Consider the following 16307-nt stretch of genomic DNA (forward strand, 5'->3'; position numbering starts at 1 on the left):
ATGTTCGATAATCAGTATGACTTAGCCAAGGTGGTGATGCGGGGGATGGAATCCCGGAGTCAATCGGGTGAGTACTCACTGGAGCGTTTTATATTTAATTGCGCCTAGCTACTTATAACTGGGCGGAGGCAACTCAACGATTTGCCACTCAAATTGCAAGTCGAGAATCGACGTTAATTCCAGATTTGCTCGACGCATTACACACCGTTCTCGCATTAACTCAGCAAGTTGTAGACGCGCTGCAAACCGTTAATCAAGTGCAGTCTGCTGCCTATCGTCCCTTGGCGAGACAGCAGTTGCAAGCAACCTGCGATCGCTTAGAGCAAACTCATAACGAACTCCAACAATTGCAGGATCAGATTTTGCTATCTGGCTGCGATCGCACTCTTTTAGAAGACAATTTGCCGTTGAGTTTGCGATTAGTGATCGAGACAAATCGGACAGTGTTGCGATCGCAAAACCCTGGCTGAAAATCTCCGATTTGGCATCATCAGTAAAAACTATATTCAAAAGGAACGCTCATGAAACGTTTCAAAAACCTGCGGACGTGGTTCGGCTGGTGGTTTATCTGTGGAATCTGCTTGTCGTCACTTTGGGCGTGTGGCGGCATCCCATCAGTTACCTCGGTTGAAAGCGCCGATCGTGTTTTACACGCCGATCTTCTGCCCAAAATCAACGTCGAAAAATCACTGATCTCAGATGCTGTTGCCCAACGCTATACCGTCCAAAAAGTTGCAGAACCCTTACCCAAGCTCGAAGATTTTCCCGTTTACGGTGCCCAGCCTTCAACTGATTCTAAAATTACCTATATCGAGATTTTAGGATCGGCTGAGAAATCAAACGGACAAAAACAAGATGAACGCTGGCTCGTCAGCGTTGCAGAAACCTTTAACGCCAAGCGAGTGGCTACTCCTTCTGGGCAGACGATCCAAGTCGGCATTCGCAACGTTCCTTCGGGCACGGCAGCTCAACTGTTAGCCGCTCAAGCCGTTCGCCCAACCGGATTTTCACCCTCTAATCATCTGTGGCTACAGCTTCTACAACAGCAAGGGTTGTCAAGCACGATCGTCACGCCTCGTTTAGTGCCCAACTCAGCCGGGTTTGTCGTCGAGTCAACCGCTTATCAAACTCTTGCCAAAGGCGGAGAAGTCACCTTTGAGCGACTTTTAGATGCGATCGTATCGGGCAAGCTCACGGTCGGCTATCCCAATCCTTACACCAGTTCGGCATCGCTCAATTTGCTCTATAGCCTCTTTTGGCGCAGCGCTGGACATCACCAAGACCGCAAGCCGCTCACCGTCGCCGAATTGCAGTCTCCGCAAGTCAACTCGGTGTTTGATGCCTTTCAGAAACAGGTTTTAGTGACGACCACTACCACGCTGGATCTGAAAGAGATCTTCATCCGCGATCGTCAAAAGCTGCAAGCCTTTCCGCTCGAATATCAGAGTTATCAAACGCTCAAAAAACTACCTGGATTTGAGGATGTCGCCTTTGTGCCGTTTGGGGTGCCTCACGACAGTCCGTTAATCGGCTTTGCCTGGAATAGCCCCATTCAGAAAGAAGCCTTAAAGCAATTTGCAGACTTTGCGGAGTCCGCTGAGATGCAAAAACTGGCGATCGCGCAAGGCTTTGATCCCACCAATTCTTTAAAGAACACCGCCCCACCTCTTCCCTCTGGTGAAGTCCTCAAAGCAGCTCAGTCTTTTTGGAAACAGCGCAAAGATGGCGGACGGACTGTTTATCTATCCCTGGTAATCGACACCAGTGGCTCAATGGAGGGTGCCCGTATGCAAGCTGTGAAAAGCAGTTTACGAATTGCGGCTCAATCGATTAACCCTGGCAACTATGTAGGACTGACGGCATTTAGCGATCGTCCCACTGCGATCGTGCCGCTTGCCCCGTTTGACTCGCTGCAACATCAGCGTCTATTAGCAGCAGCAGACCAACTCAGAGCCGATGGGGGCACCGCAATGTATGACGGCATAATTTCTGGTTTATCTGATTTACTAGAACGCAAAAAAGCCGATCCTAACGGTCGATTTTATCTGATGTTGCTCTCCGATGGCGAAACCAATCAGGGACTTAAGTTTGACCAAGTGAAAGAGGTCTTAGCCCATAGCGAAGTGCGTTTCTATCCGATTGCCTACGGTGAAGTGAATCAAACTGAGCTGCAAGCGATCGCGCAACTGCGAGAAGCAACGGTCAAATCAAGCGATCCTCAAAAGCTGCAAACGCTGTTCACAGAACTCTTTCAAACCAACCTATAACAGTTCTTTTATGGCTGCCCTCAACCGCTATTTGCTGCAAATTTTAGGCGCTGGCTGGATGCTCTTTCTCGTTGCCGGGTGGGCGATCGCCTACAGTTCTCCCGGCTCAGTGGTGTTAATCGATCGTAGCTATTGTGCGCCGACTCAATGGCAACAAGTCGCCCAAGCCTATGAGCGACACTACCAAACCTCACGCCTGCAAACGGTGATTCTGTTTAATGACTTGAGTCAGGAGAACTTGTCGCCTGCCCCTACGCCATCTGTGGTTCGTAACTTGACCACTTACGGACGCTCAAATCCAGTCCGTTTGTCTGAATTACAGCGAATCTATCCAAATGCTCAATTGTTAAATTGCCGCTCCTGATCCCGCTATTTTCGCTCTGGGTGCGCCGAAACTTCTTGCGGGAGAGTTGGCGCTCCTAACTGGTTAATGGTCGCGATAAAGCGATAGAGCCGACCCAAATCTTTCTGATTAAAATACAGCAGCAGCCGTGGCAACTTAGAGGTTTCGTCTTGAGCTTCTTGAGGCAGTGCTTTACTGCGCTCGATCGTCCCTTTCACCAAAATATCGGCAAAGTTATCGTTCAGCAGCGCCACACTTTCATCCGTCAAGTCAGACTTAAGCCGAATCACCAACTGCTCACCTACATAGCGGCTAGAGTGATAGACCCGATAAAAGCTAGAAATCGCATCACACGCGACATCGATATTTTCTGTGATCGTATACAAACTTGGATCGTCGGGACTGATCAGTCCTCGCTTCAGCAACTGCTTGTCAACATAATCTGCCCAGTCGTGCCAATAGCTGCCGCCTGGCTTGTCAATCAACACGAGCGGCACCGGAGCCGACTTGCCCGTCTGCGTCAGCGTCAAGCATTCAAACGCTTCATCTTGCGTGCCAAACCCACCCGGAAACAGCGCTAAGGCATCACTTTCTCTCAGAAAGAAAACTTTGCGCGTGAAAAAATACTTAAACGGCACCAGTTTAGGGTCGCCCTCGATAAACGAATTCGCGCCCTGCTCGAATGGAAGCTGAATATTTAGCCCAAAGGATTGATCTGCCCCGGCTCCCTCATTTCCAGCCTGCATGATGCCGCCACCTGCCCCAGTGATTACCATGTAGCCCTGAGCCGTGACGCAGCGCGCAAACTCCCGCGCCATCTGATATTCTTCGGTGTTGGGTGAAATTCGAGCAGAGCCAAAAATGGCAATTTTGCGAACGTGACGGTAAGGATAAAACGTGCTAAATGCCCGCCCCATGTCTTGCAAAGATGCATTGAGAATTTTCCAATCTAGCCGATCAATGTCGTCTCCCGCCATTCGCACAATCAGCGCCAGCGACTGAGCAATTAATTCCCCGTGGCGCAAGTTAGGCAACTGCTGCAACAAGTCATTGACCGTGATCTGAAGCGAATCTATTGCCTGAACGGTGCGATCGGGGGTCATAACACTCCTCTAAACTGGGCTGGGCTATCTATTCTAGCGAGATCTTAGCCAAAGAGAATTCATACAGACAGTAAAAAACGCCTCCCTCATCAGAGCCGAGGCGTTATCAGCATACTGCTAGTGCATCACCAAAACCGTTTACTCCTCTCTTTCGAGTGTGCCCAACTCAAAGAGGAAGCCATCAGGAACTCATAAACGGTTGGTGTGGCAGTTCGCTTGACGAAATTCCGAAGGGCGTAACGAAAAGAACGAAGCCTAGAGATGCTTTTCGAGGGTGTTAGAGAGAGTGGTTTTGGGCACGGCACCCACCACCATATCGACGCGTTGTCCTCCCTTAAAGATCATTAGCGTTGGAATGCTGCGAATCCCATACTTGCTAGCAATACTGGGGTTGTCGTCGGTGTTGACTTTAACCACCTTGACTTTGCCCTCAAACTGAGCTGCGATTTCATCGACGACGGGTGCCACCATGCGGCAAGGGCCACACCAGGGTGCCCAAAAATCGACTAAAACCGGAACTTCGCTCTCAAGTACTTCTTGATCAAACGTAGAATCTGTAACTTGTGCGGCTGCTGACATGCCTGAAAATCCTTGCCTATACTCGTTTGAGGAAATTCTACCATAGCAAAAACGACAGGCTCTCATCGCAGTGCAGACATAATTAGATACAATTGGCACTTCTCTTGAGGCGTGAGCGTTTTCGACAATGCGAATTTGTTGTTAAGTTCTGAGCGGGGATCGGCTAAAGCCTGAAACCTGCTCTCTTAAAAAGGAACCGCCTAAACCGAAGTTCAGGCGGAGTGTGGTGTGAGGAGTGAACGGAAACTTGCGTCTCCGCTTTTTCTATTGTAGACGACGGATTTGGAATTACCAGGGTGTGTGTGAGACTGAAAAAACTCTTAAGAATTTGTTCAGACGATCGGTCACTCAGGCTCTATTTGCCCATGCCTAACTGTTGGGCTTTTTGGTAAACTTTGCCTTCAGTCAGCAACGATGGCGCAATCACGACTTCGACCTGCTGCATCTCTTTGATGTCTTTTGCGCCCAAGGTGCCCATGCTGGTTTGCAGAGATCCTAAAAAGTTGTGGGTGCCATCATCGAGTTGAGCTGGGCCGCGCAGAATTTGTTGCAGGGTGCCAGTGGTGCCGACTCGAATGCGAGTGCCTCTAGGCAACACAGGGCTAGGCGTTGCCATGCCCCAGTGGAAGCCGCGTCCGGGAGCTTCTTGCGCTCTGGCAAAGGGAGAGCCAATCATCACGCCATCCGCTCCACAGGCGATGCACTTGCAGATGTCTCCACCCGTGATCAAGCCACCATCGGCGATAATTGGCACATAATTTCCAGTTTCGCGATAATAATCATCACGAGCGGCAGCACAGTCGGCGATCGCGGTTGCCTGCGGCACTCCGACCCCTAAAACCCCGCGAGACGTACATGCTGCACCAGGGCCAATGCCTACCAGCACGCCAGCCGCACCCGCTTTCATCAAATTTAAGGTGACTTCATAAGTGACACAGTTACCCAAAATTACTGGAATCGGCATTTCTTGACAAAACTGAGCTAAGTCTAGCGGCGCGATCGATTCGGGTGCGAGGTGAGCCGTTGAGACGACAGTAGCTTGCACAAAAAATAGATCGGCTCCGGCTTTAGCTACAACTTGACCAAACTGAATAGCTCCTGCGGGAGTCGCGCTAACTGCCGCAATGCCGCCCTGTTGCTTGATTTCTTTGACTCGCTTCTCAATCAATTCCGGTTTGATCGGCTCTAAATAGAGTCGCTGCATCAGCGTCACAAACTCATCTTTACCCACAGCGGCGATCTCATCCAAAATGGGGTCAGGGTTTTCGTAGCGAGTTTGCACACCTTCTAAGTTGAGAACACCGATTGCCCCTAATTCCGATAACAAAACCGCCATCTTCACATCCACCACCCCATCCATCGCACTGGCAATGATGGGAATTTCGCGCTCAATGCCGCCGATCGTCCAGCGCGTATCTGCCAACTTTGGATCGAGGGTGCGTTGTCCGGGAGCCAGCGCAATCTCGTCAATTCCATATGCTCGACGGGCAGTTTTGCCTCTGCCAATTTGAATATCCACGCTTCATCCCCCAAGACTTATTGAAATAGGGTATCAAATTTGCATCGGGAATGGGTTGAAGAGATTCTGAAACCAACGATGCAAGGGAGATCGTAGACGGTGATCTCGACTGCTCGATCGCTTGAGACCCTGATAGGATGAAGATAGCCGTAACCAATCTAAACTATGACGCTGGCAAATCTGCGTGACCTTTATCAACAGGTCATTCTAGAACGCTATAAAAAGCCAAAACACCGAGGCGTGACCAACCCCGTGCATCGGCTACAACGAGGACACAATCCTTCGTGCGGAGACACGATCGAACTCACCGTCAGACTCAATGAAGCGGGCGACCACATTGAGGATGTCAAATTTGAGGGTGAAGGATGCGCGATCGCGATGGCATCGGCTGACTTAATGGCAGAAGCATTGCGTGGCAAAAGCACGGACGAAGCTTTAGAGATGGTGCAGCGCTTTCAGAGCATGATGCAAGGCAATGACGAGTTTCCGACTGAGCAGCGCAAGCTGAATGTTATGAAAGGGGTGTCTCAGTTCCCAGTTCGCATTAAATGTGCGACGCTGACTTGGCACACGCTAAAAGCCGCTCTCGAATCTGCAAACGAGCCACAGCCCGCTGGGTTTGTCAGCAACGAGTAGCCGAGACTCAGGCATTGCATCGCGTCTATTCACCTCATTCAAAAATTTTGCCTCCATGTTTGAACCTGCACAACTTTTAACCGATGCCCAATGGTCAGGAATTCTGACGATCGTGGTGGCAATTCTAGCGGTGCTGGGGTTTGTCTTAAAGTGGGGAATTCGCTTTCGTTTAGTCGGCATTACTGGATTTATGGCAGTTTTGACGGCAGGCATTTTTGCCCTAAGTTTGTCAATCTACACCCGCCCCAACATCCCTGGCGCACTCCACTACTCCAGAATTTTCGATACGGCTTCTTCTCAAGTCGTGATTGTGGTGCCGCCAACTGTGACCGAACCGCAAGTCGAAGCAACACTGCGTCAGGCGGCGATCGATCTTTATTCTCCAGGTCGCATGACTCAGGGAGAACCTCGCCTCACGATTCGACTGCGAACTAATGTGCATCCAGAACCCGGTGTTTCTGAGCCGCTCTATCTCGGTGAAATTCAGCGATCGCTTGCCGTTCGCGAAGATGCCAATGAGACGGTTCAACTTTATCGCGATAATCTTGCGAAGCTGGCTCGATCAACGGCTAAAGAGGGTCAAGGCTGAGGTAGTCGAGGTGAGATTTGATCAGCGTGTATTAGCCAGTGGGCAGAATTAAGCGTAGTACCATTGAACCTCACAGACGCTCAATGAACTCCTCGACTGAGACTTGTGCTTGCTTGAGAATGCCGCCCAACGTACCAACCTTCAATTCTCGATGCACAGGGACAACGCAACCAATTTCGCCTGCTTCGGTTTCCTTCTTCATCACAACATGGCTGCCCGTTTGACGAACTGGCTCGAACCCTAAATGCTCAAGTGCCCGGATTGCTTCTCTGCTTGAGATGCGCGGCATTCTAGGCATAGCTGACTTCAATACTAGTTACAAATCTGGGAGATGTTTCAGGCAGAGGAAATTCTTCTAGATAGAGCCGTGTTGCTTCTTTCAAACCTGCAAGTGCTTGCTCAATTGTCTCCCCCTGGTCAACCGTCCCAACTTCTGGACATTCAGCAACATACATATCGTCTTCTTTATAGACGATCGCTGTAAAAGTGTGAACTTTCATAAGTCAACCTAAACATTACTTGCTAGTCAAAATAATAACCCTCTTGCTTGCTGAAGGGGCAGAACTGAGATTTTCAGTCCGAAGCGCTTCAGTTAGGTAATTTCTGCTGGAGCCAAAGTATTGTAACCAAACCGTTAAAGTTTACTTTTTTACAGTTCTTATGTACTATAAACGAAGTAATACACAGTAAAGCCCTCTAGGCATCTACAAAAGCTGACTTTTTGCACAGGTTAATTATCCTGATTAACTCGGCTGTCTTTGTAAAAGAAGATACTGAGTGAGAATTTTGCAATGACCTTAAAAGAGATACTTGATAGCCTAAAGAAATTCATTGGAGATGCCGTGAGAAGCCTTGACCCATCTCAATATAGTAAGGAAGACTGTGAGACTGAGCTAGAAGAAATACGCTCGGCGTTGTCTAATGGTATCGAAGATACACAGAAGGAATATCGTCGTCTAGTGCATAAATTCTACACAGCTCATAAGCCTTTTCGCACTGGCGATACTCAGAAGGATTTGGCTGAGTATCGCAAACTGCTTGTCCATTCTTTAGCTGCTGGAGATGTGATTCTATTTTCCCTTTCCCGATCTTCAGCAGCTTTAGACGACGGAGATAGATGTTTACTTGACACATGGGGAGTTGAATTTCCTCACAATACCCCTGATGCTCTTGCTAAAGGTTCCTTAGAATATTATTTCAAAATGTTCAGTTTTTTGTGCCAAGATCAAGAGTGGCAGCACTTTAGGAATAAGTACAATTTGCCAGACGGGGCAAAAGTATATTATGAGTATCTAGCGAAGAAAATGGCTATCGCTCTTAAGGTTACTGTTTCCGCTCAAAGCGTTCCATGAGTTCACGCTCGAAAGATGGATCAATTGCATCTAAATCTTCTGCATCTGAAAGCGATCCTTGTACTCTTTGAAGAGTATCTAATGCATCTTGAATCTGTTGAGTTAGAGAGATCATTTGCCGATTGGTCTCTCTAACTTCATTATTAGTGATTTTATCACTCTGAAGTAGTACCTCAACTTGTTCCGCGATTTGGTTCGCTTGACTTTTTAACCTAAATAAGAAAGCTCTTTGCTCTTTGGTTGAATCACGCAATTCGTCCCTACGCATTCTTAACTGCTTCTCAAGCTCACTCTTAGAGCTTTGCAAGTCAGTATTTGTGTTACGCAGTTCCTCATTCTCCACAACATTCTGTCTACCTTGTCTTTGTCTATATTTAATTAAGAGAAAGATAAGTAACCCCATAACCAGAACCGAGCCGAGTGTCAAACACGCTAAAGTGAATCTCTGCTTCTCTGGTATGAAGGGAATAAGGGCAGTGAGTACAACCGGGATAGAAATGAGAATTCCGCCAATTAATCGCTCATCCTCATGAAGAATTGCTGCAAACCCTGTTGCTCCTTTTAGAACAGCTTCAGCATTATTTGATGCTGATTGGGATGGCGGATCAGTTACCGGAGCAGGTGTTCGCTGAGGCTCTTCCGAACCTGTTGGATTTGGTAGTCCCTGAGACATTAATTGGCTCCAAGCTTAAAGATTTCTCTGGGGATAATACTAACATTTCTATATTTGCGTGACTATTAAACAGTAAAAGTACTCGGCTGAGACAATCTGAACTTATCGCAAACAGGAACAGATGATCTTGTGAACTACTGGCAAAACTCGAAGGGCAAGCGGCACAACTGCTTATGAGTCTTTACTTAGGTTTAGATTTTGGGACATCAGGGGCACGATCGCTAGTTCTCGATCGCAGCGGAACTATCCACTTTCAAGCCAATTATCCGTTCACAAATTGTTCATCTGTGGCAGAGTGGCAAACCGCTTTGATGAGTCTAATCGAACAGATTCCTCAACCTTTACGATCGCAGATTTGCGCGATCGCCATTGACGGCACCTCATCCACAGTGCTGCTTTGCAATTCAGATGGGCAACCCGTTGCAGAACCCATTCTCTATAACGATGCTCGTGCGATCGTGGTGTTGGATCAAGTCAGGGCGATCGTTCCCCCAAACCACACTGTTTTAAGCGCGACTTCTAGCTTTGCCAAGCTGATTTGGTCGAGTCAACAGCCCGATTTTTCATCGGTTCGTTACTTTTTGCATCAAGCCGACTGGCTGGCATTTTTGCTACATGGGCAATTAGGCATCAGCGACTATCACAACAGTTTGAAGTTAGGCTATGACGTTGAGCGGCTTTGCTATCCCGATTGGATTGAGGCGCTGCCATTTCGAGATCTGCTGCCTCGCGTTGTTGCGCCAGGAACACCGATCGCAGAGATTGATTCCACGATCGCCGATCAAGTGGGATTGCCGCGCAACTGTATCGTTTGTGCAGGCACTACAGACAGCATTGCCGCATTCCTTGCCAGTGGCGTTAAAACTCCCGGTGAAGCGGTGACTTCTTTAGGGTCTACGCTGGTGCTGAAGTTAGTCAGCCAAACTCGCGTCGAAGATAGTCGCTACGGCATTTATAGTCATCGATTAGGAGACTTGTGGCTCGTCGGTGGCGCTTCTAACACTGGCGGAGCTGTGCTGCGGCATTTTTTTAGCGACGCGGAATTAGCAGATCTCAGTCAACAGATCCCGGTGCATCAAGAGAGTCCGCTCAATTATTACCCACTGCTTAGACCGGGCGATCGCTTTCCCGTGAATGATCCTCATTTGCTGCCTTGGTTAGAGCCACGCCCTGACGATCGAGGTGCGTTTTTACATGGGTTATTAGAGAGCATTGCACGGATTGAAGCGGAGGGCTATCGCTTGTTACAATCCTCTGGCGCAAACGAGTTAAAGCGAGTTTACACCGCAGGCGGAGGAGCCGTTAATCAACCTTGGAGCGTGATTAGAGAACGTCATCTTAAGGTTCCGGTTCGTCGATCGAGGCAAACCGAGGCAGCTTATGGAACCGCTCAGTTGGCAATGCCATCAAGCAATTTGATCCCAAAATTGACCGCTTGATCGTTCGTTTCAAGAGTTTTTCTGCTCATAGAGAGTTCAAGTTCACAGTGGGAATACTGAAAGCGGGCGAGGAGACCCCTTATTTTTAATCGTGTTTTTAGCATGTGGCAAAGGCTAACTAATTCTATTCAAAGTTTGAAAACTTATGGGGATCTAAGTCCTGATCTGCGACTTAGATGTCGGGTCAATCTGGCTCTGCGCGATCGCCCCTATCACCGCTTAGAACGGTGGCATCAAACCTTTTGGCAACCTTTAGAGGTGTCTAGCGAGATTGCAGAATTTGTCTATCAGCAAATGGAATCTTATTCTGGCTTAAAGTTTGCTTATGTGTTGCCGAGCGATCGCCTGACTGAAGATCTCAGTTTGCCGCTCGTGTGCTGGTTTGACTGGGAGTCAACGCTCTGCGATGATTTTTACGATCGCTTTGGGGTCGATATCAGCAGCCGCTTTAACGTGTCTCACCTGGCAACGATTCAAGAATTCGTCGTTTTTCTCAATCAACAATCGCGCCTAGTAAACTACTCTTGAAAGAGTGGTTAGTGGTTGTGGTGGATGGATAAGCCATTGGATGTTGAGCAATCTCAAGCGGTTGCCAAACAGATTAAAAGCAAAGGAAAAGCCAGTTTTGACAATGCTCACAGAGCAGCACTCGTCACCGAAGACGCGATTTATGTGCAGGGGTTTTTGGTTTATGAGGGGTCTCCGTTTAAGCCGATCGAGCATGGTTGGTTAGAGGTGAGCGATCACCTGATCGATCCAAACTTTCCCCATCTGAATCGCCGCGCCGATCAGCTTTTTTATTTTCCGGCTCAACGACTCACCCTAAAGCAGCTTAAAAGGGCGATCGAAGACGCTCAAGAAGACTATCCCGAAGACGACTCGCTGCCGATCTATGGCAAGGCTCCTTACGAATATTATGGTGACGTGATGTTGGGCGGAAAGGACTATATAGAAGCGCATCAAGCTGCCGAAGCCAAGTGCAAAGAACTCAACAAACCAAAGTCGAGAAATAGCACGGGTGATGAAATCTAACCTTAGCGTGAAGCGCCGATCGCAATGCTCCGATGAAATGAACGTCAGGCGTTAGAGAGGCAACTTCATGGAAACTCAAGATAGAGTCAGTCAACAACCCGCGATGAGACCTCTGGGGCAGACCTCAATTAGGCTCTCTCCGATCGCTCTCGGCGGGATGCCTTTGTCACTGAGCGGCAGACCCGCAGAATCGCAAGCGATCGCCACCATTCACAAAGCGCTTGATCTAGGCGTTAACTTGATCGACACCTCAGATGCTTATTGCCAAGACGAGTCAGACAAACATCACAACGAGCGGTTGATTCACAAAGCTATTCAGCAATATTCAGGCGACACCAGTCGAGTTTTGGTCGCAACCAAAGGCGGATTGATGCGCCCCAACGGTGCCTGGACTCAGAACGGCAACCCTCAGCATTTGCGAAAAACTATTCGTGAGAGCCATGCAGCGCTGGGTGGACAGGAACCGATCGCGCTTTGGCAATATCACTCTCCTGATCCCAACTATTCGATCGAAGATTCGTTGACTCCGGCGAAAGAAGCGGTTGCCGAAGGGCTGATTCGATTAGTGGGTGTGTCTAACTTTTCGGTTGAGCAAATTAAACGCGCCCGCGAAGTTGTCGAAATCGTTTCGGTGCAAAATCAATACAACCCCTGGCATCGGCAACCAGAATCAGACGGGGTGCTGGAATATTGCCAATCCGAAGGCTTAACGTTTTTGCCGTGGAGTCCATTAGGGGGCAGTCGGCGGGTCAAAGAATTGAGTAAAGTGGGAGCGATCGCCAATCTCGCTGACGAAAAGCAAATCTCAGTCTATGCCCTAGTGTTAGCATGGCTATTAGCAAAGTCTCCCTGCGTTGTGCCGATTCCGGGGGCAACCAAACCTGAGAGCATTGCAGACTCAGTGACGGCGGCTCAGGTAACTTTGACGGATCAAGACGTAGAAGCGATCGATCGGGCAACTCAGTGACGCAGCCCACCCTAAACAATTCGTGGACGTGCTAACCTCTCTTCAATCCCTAATCTGCTGAGAAGCACCGCTCCCTACTGAAATGTTCAACGCCACCGAAATTTTTATCGATGCTTTTGTCGGGCAGCTTCAAGAAGGCTATCACCGCACTTATGGCAACCTAAAAACTAGCTATGCTGACATTTTGGGCTGGGCCGGCAGCATGGCATTAGAGAATATCGCCAATAGCGATGCCCTCTATCACGATGTCGAACACACGATTTTGGTGACGTTAGTCGGGCAAGAGATTTTGCGCGGCAGACACATTCGCGATGGCGGGGTTTCGTGCGAAGACTGGCTGCACTGCATCATTTCGCTCAACTGTCATGATATTGGCTATGTCAAAGGGGTGTGTCGCGACGATCGCGGCGGACTCTATGCGACAGGCGTTAACGACACGATGACCGACCTGCCGCCTGGTGCTAGTGATGCGGGTTTGACTCCTTATCACGTCGATCGGGGCAAACTGTTTATTGAGGAGCGATTTGGGGGACACAAGCTGATCGATGCCGACATTATCAAGCGCAACATCGAACTGACGCGCTTTCCGGTTCCCAATGCTGAAGATCACCGAGACACCATTCACTATCCAGGATTAGTGCGAGCAGCAGATCTGATTGGTCAACTGAGTGACCCGCGCTATTTGAAGAAAATCAACGCCTTGTTTTATGAGTTTGAAGAGACTGGAGTCAACAGAGCACTGGGCTATAACCATCCGGGCGACTTGCGAAAAAACTACCCAAAGTTTTTCTGGGATGGAGTTCACCCTTATATCCAAGACGCTTTGCGCTATTTGAATCTAACCCAACAAGGGCAGCAAATCGTCGCAAACCTTTACGCTAATGTGTTTGTCGTAGAACACGAATAAAATCGCAAATCAGCCCCCGGATTCCCGCCCTACTGTGTACACACAGATTGCTTCAAGTTCGGATTCCTTGGGGATCGCCCCCTAAATCCCCCATTTTGGGGGACTTTGAAACTGGAATCTTAGCTCAAAGTCCCCCACCCGTGGGGGATTTAGGGGGCTTCCCGAATTCACAACCGAAGCAAACCACTTATGTCGAACTGACGTTAAATTATTCCGCTATCCAACAATGCCTTAATTCTATCAATCCACCCGCTGCAAAGGAGTCAATCTAGGGTCAATAATTCGTCGCCCGATATCAGGAAATTTGACCGCTAAACAGGTTTTATTTCCCGAATCGAAGACGTGAGTCACTTCGCCCACCCCAAATCGTTTATCCACAACCAGTTCGCCCACACTCCAATCGGCTTCAACGCTGCTAGTTTGAGGCTGCGATCGTTCTGGTTTAGCAACCGCCGATTTAGTTCTTTGAACAGTCGCCGTAATGTTTGACTCCATCAAATCTTTTGGCATCTCTTTTAGGAATGCCGACGGTTGAGCCATCTCACGGTTGCCATACAAGCGACGTTCGCGAGCATAGGAGATAAACAATCGCTCTTGAGCGCGGGTGATGCCGACATAGCAAAGCCGACGTTCTTCTTCGATCGCCGCCGGGTCATCCAGCGATCGAAAGCTCGGAAACAATCCTTGCTCCAACCCCACCAAAAACACAACCGGAAATTCCAGCCCTTTAGAAGCGTGTAGCGTCATTAAAGAAACTTTGGTGGCTTCTTCGTCTTTGTCATCGAGATCTGAGGCGAGAGATGCCCCCGCAAGAAACGCAATCAGGCTCGTGTCTTCGTTTTCTTCTTCAAATTGCAGAACGGCGTTGTAGAGTTCCTGCACGTTTTGAAACCGTTCTTCGGCTTCGTCAGTGCCTTGAGCTTTCAGGTCTGTTAAATAGCCCGACTCTTCTAAAATGCCTTGCACTAGCTCAGAGGCAGAAACCGCATCCATCTGCGATCGCCACTTCTGAATCATTTGGGCGAAGCTAATCACCCCTTTTGAACTGCGCCCCGCCAAACTTTTAACCGAAGTTTCATCAATTAGAATCTCCCAAAGCGGAATATCTAACTCAACCGAGGCTTTTTGCAGCGCATCGATCGTTGTCTTGCCGACTCCGCGACGGGGAGCGTTAATCACCCGCAGCAAGCTTAAAGTATCGGATGGGTTGGCGATCGCTCTCAGATAACCCAAGACATCTTTGATTTCTTTACGATCGTAGAATCGCAATCCGCCCACGACTTTATAAGGCACACCCCAACGCACGAGCGATTCTTCAAAGGCACGAGACTGAGCATTTGTGCGATAGAGAATCGCAAATTTGCCCCAGTTAAGTTCAGCATTCAGATGCTCTAACGTGCGAATCTGTTGCACCACAAATTCGGCTTCGGCAACCTCGTCGTCAGCACGGTGACAATAAACAGGAGCGCCTTCTCCACGAGTCGGCTTGAGAATTTTATCAATCCGTTCGGTGTTGTTGTCGATCAAATGATTGGCAAGTTGCAGAATGTTTTCGGTCGATCGATAGTTCTCTTCGAGCTTCACCATTGTGCGGGTGTCGTCATCGGGCAGACTATCGCCAAAGTCTTGCTGGAAGCCCATCAAAATCTTGAAATCTGCCATCCGAAACGAGTAGATCGACTGATCGGCATCCCCGACGACGAAGACCGATCGATAGTCCCATTCGTTAAACAACTCGGCTGATTCACCGTTGGTTACGAGCAGTCGCAGCAGATCATATTGAGTGCGATTGGTGTCTTGATATTCGTCTACTAAGATGTGGCGAAAGCGTTTGTGCCAATAGGCTCGAATCTGTTCATTTTGACGAAATAGCTGCACAGGTAGCCAGATTAAATCATCGAAGTCTACTGCATTATTTTCAGCTAATTTATCTTGATACATACTATAGACATTTGCAATCACTCTGCCTCTAAAGTTAGGTTGCTCTTGTTCTAAATCTCGTGGCGACCAACCTTTGTTTTTAGCGTTACTGATGGCATAACGAACCGATCGCGGCTCAAATTTTTTGTCGTCTAAATTCAGTTTATTAATGATGATGTCTTTGACTAAACTCTGAGCATCTGACTCATCAAAAATCGAGAAGTTCTTCGTCCATTTGCGTCCCTTTTCGTCCTGAAACTTCTCGATATCAAAGCGCAAAATACGACAGCAAAGGGCATGAAACGTGCCAATCCACAGATCTTTGATGATGGTTTTGTAGACCTTCGATCGGATGCTCGTTTGCTGCTGATTTGTCAACTCTAATAAAGGTTTGCCAAATTCGCTGTGGGCTTGACGATCGGCAAATAGCTTCTCGATCCGCTCTTTCATTTCTTTGGCGGCTTTATTGGTAAACGTCACCGCTAAAATGCTTTCTGGATCGACGCGATGAGTCAGCACCAGGTTAGCAATCCGATAAGTGAGGGCGCGGGTTTTGCCAGAGCCTGCCCCCGCAATCACTAAAAGCGGCCCACAAAAATGCTCGACGGCTTGCCGTTGCGAAGAGTTGAGGTGGCTGAGAAATTCGGTGCTTTGCGTCATGGCGGGTGGAGGGTGGAACAGAAAAGCGCCTCCATGACCAGGTTATCGTATCTGGAGGGGAAGATTGAAGACTGAATGAGATCTCGCCTCATCAAGTAGCTGTCTCAAAATCCACTCCAGCTTTAAGTAGCTACTTAAAAATCGTAACCAGCACAGGTCTAACGTTGAGGATGAAGCAGGCTGAATATGAGCAGAGAAACTAGCCAATTTTATGGTAGATTCGCAAATTTGGGTGACAAATCTTGCTTCTCCACGACGATTTGCACAAACCGAAATTGGCTCACCAGAGTCAGTCAAATCTTTAGTAGTATTTCTTACATC

18 protein-coding genes are annotated in these 16307 nt (G+C 48.5%); 11 read left to right on the top strand and 7 right to left on the bottom strand.

Annotation, left to right across the window (positions count from 1 at the left end; all coding sequences use genetic code 11):
* Positions 1-98 precede the first annotated feature (98 nt).
* The 3 genes from BRW63_RS20960 to BRW63_RS20970 are packed head-to-tail and all read left to right on the top strand — an operon-like array spanning position 99 to position 2631.
* Complete coding sequence (locus BRW63_RS20960; protein ID WP_073074357.1) at positions 99-470, top strand: hypothetical protein; 372 nt, start codon at positions 99-101, stop codon at positions 468-470.
* Between the two features lie 51 nt (positions 471-521).
* The gene (locus tag BRW63_RS20965; RefSeq protein ID WP_073074358.1) at positions 522-2267 is read left to right on the top strand and encodes a vWA domain-containing protein; all 1746 of its coding nucleotides are present in this window, start codon (positions 522-524) and stop codon (positions 2265-2267) included.
* A gap of 10 nt (positions 2268-2277) precedes the next feature.
* On the top strand, positions 2278-2631 hold the full coding sequence (locus BRW63_RS20970) for a hypothetical protein (protein ID WP_073074359.1): 354 nt from the start codon (positions 2278-2280) through the stop codon (positions 2629-2631).
* Between the two features lie 5 nt (positions 2632-2636).
* Here the strand turns inward: BRW63_RS20970 and BRW63_RS20975 are convergent, their stop codons facing one another.
* The 3 genes from BRW63_RS20975 to BRW63_RS20985 form a co-directional block, all read right to left on the bottom strand.
* Positions 2637-3713: an LOG family protein gene (locus BRW63_RS20975; RefSeq protein ID WP_073074360.1), complete on the bottom strand. Its 1077-nt coding sequence runs from the start codon at positions 3711-3713 to the stop codon at positions 2637-2639.
* Positions 3714-3968: 255 nt separating this feature from the next.
* Positions 3969-4358 (bottom strand): thioredoxin, encoded by a 390-nt coding sequence (gene trxA, locus BRW63_RS20980; protein ID WP_397428424.1) that lies wholly within the window; start codon positions 4356-4358, stop codon positions 3969-3971.
* 289 nt (positions 4359-4647) lie between these two features.
* Positions 4648-5811 (bottom strand): GuaB3 family IMP dehydrogenase-related protein, encoded by a 1164-nt coding sequence (locus tag BRW63_RS20985; protein WP_073074362.1) that lies wholly within the window; start codon positions 5809-5811, stop codon positions 4648-4650.
* A 165-nt stretch (positions 5812-5976) separates the two neighbouring features.
* On the opposite strand from BRW63_RS20985, the gene sufU reads away from it, so the two are divergent.
* Positions 5977-6447 carry a Fe-S cluster assembly sulfur transfer protein SufU gene (gene sufU / locus BRW63_RS20990; protein WP_073074363.1) on the top strand — a complete coding sequence of 157 codons (471 nt, stop codon included), beginning with the start codon at positions 5977-5979 and terminating at the stop codon, positions 6445-6447.
* 55 nt (positions 6448-6502) lie between these two features.
* The gene (locus BRW63_RS20995) at positions 6503-7036 is read left to right on the top strand and encodes a Ycf51 family protein (protein WP_073074364.1); all 534 of its coding nucleotides are present in this window, start codon (positions 6503-6505) and stop codon (positions 7034-7036) included.
* Positions 7037-7106: 70 nt separating this feature from the next.
* Here BRW63_RS20995 and BRW63_RS21000 read toward each other — a convergent pair whose 3' ends face one another.
* Both BRW63_RS21000 and BRW63_RS21005 read right to left on the bottom strand, forming a co-directional pair.
* Positions 7107-7334: a type II toxin-antitoxin system HicA family toxin gene (locus BRW63_RS21000; protein WP_073074365.1), complete on the bottom strand. Its 228-nt coding sequence runs from the start codon at positions 7332-7334 to the stop codon at positions 7107-7109.
* Positions 7327-7536, bottom strand: a complete 210-nt coding sequence (locus BRW63_RS21005) for a type II toxin-antitoxin system HicB family antitoxin (protein ID WP_073074366.1) — start codon at positions 7534-7536, stop codon at positions 7327-7329. Before BRW63_RS21005 ends, BRW63_RS21000 begins: the two co-directional genes overlap by 8 nt.
* 291 nt (positions 7537-7827) lie before the next feature.
* On the opposite strand from BRW63_RS21005, the gene BRW63_RS21010 reads away from it, so the two are divergent.
* Complete coding sequence (locus BRW63_RS21010) at positions 7828-8388, top strand: hypothetical protein (protein WP_073074367.1); 561 nt, start codon at positions 7828-7830, stop codon at positions 8386-8388.
* Here BRW63_RS21010 and BRW63_RS27790 read toward each other — a convergent pair.
* The gene (locus BRW63_RS27790) at positions 8360-9061 is read right to left on the bottom strand and encodes a hypothetical protein (protein WP_106254107.1); all 702 of its coding nucleotides are present in this window, start codon (positions 9059-9061) and stop codon (positions 8360-8362) included. The genes BRW63_RS21010 and BRW63_RS27790 overlap by 29 nt on opposite strands.
* A 173-nt stretch (positions 9062-9234) precedes the next feature.
* Between BRW63_RS27790 and BRW63_RS21025 the strand changes: the two genes are divergently transcribed.
* The 5 genes from BRW63_RS21025 (at position 9235) to BRW63_RS21045 (ending at position 13406) form a co-directional block, all read left to right on the top strand.
* Positions 9235-10500, top strand: a complete 1266-nt coding sequence (locus tag BRW63_RS21025; RefSeq protein ID WP_073074370.1) for an FGGY-family carbohydrate kinase — start codon at positions 9235-9237, stop codon at positions 10498-10500.
* A 102-nt stretch (positions 10501-10602) separates the two neighbouring features.
* The gene (locus BRW63_RS21030; protein ID WP_073074371.1) at positions 10603-11028 is read left to right on the top strand and encodes a hypothetical protein; all 426 of its coding nucleotides are present in this window, start codon (positions 10603-10605) and stop codon (positions 11026-11028) included.
* A 24-nt stretch (positions 11029-11052) separates the two neighbouring features.
* The gene (locus BRW63_RS21035) at positions 11053-11532 is read left to right on the top strand and encodes a hypothetical protein (RefSeq protein WP_073074372.1); all 480 of its coding nucleotides are present in this window, start codon (positions 11053-11055) and stop codon (positions 11530-11532) included.
* A 67-nt stretch (positions 11533-11599) separates the two neighbouring features.
* Positions 11600-12499: an aldo/keto reductase gene (locus BRW63_RS21040; RefSeq protein WP_083583132.1), complete on the top strand. Its 900-nt coding sequence runs from the start codon at positions 11600-11602 to the stop codon at positions 12497-12499.
* A gap of 82 nt (positions 12500-12581) precedes the next feature.
* A complete protein-coding gene (locus BRW63_RS21045; protein WP_073074373.1) occupies positions 12582-13406 on the top strand; it encodes an Npun_R2479 family HD domain-containing metalloprotein in 825 nt (274 codons plus the stop codon).
* A 240-nt stretch (positions 13407-13646) separates the two neighbouring features.
* Here the strand turns inward: BRW63_RS21045 and pcrA are convergent, their stop codons facing one another.
* Positions 13647-15986, bottom strand: coding sequence for a DNA helicase PcrA (pcrA, locus tag BRW63_RS21050; protein WP_073074374.1), 2340 nt, complete (start codon positions 15984-15986; stop codon positions 13647-13649).
* Between the last annotated feature and the right edge of the window lie 321 nt (positions 15987-16307).

The sequence above is a fragment of the Phormidesmis priestleyi ULC007 genome (assembly GCF_001895925.1).
Classification (GTDB): domain Bacteria; phylum Cyanobacteriota; class Cyanobacteriia; order Leptolyngbyales; family Leptolyngbyaceae; genus Phormidesmis_A; species Phormidesmis_A priestleyi_A.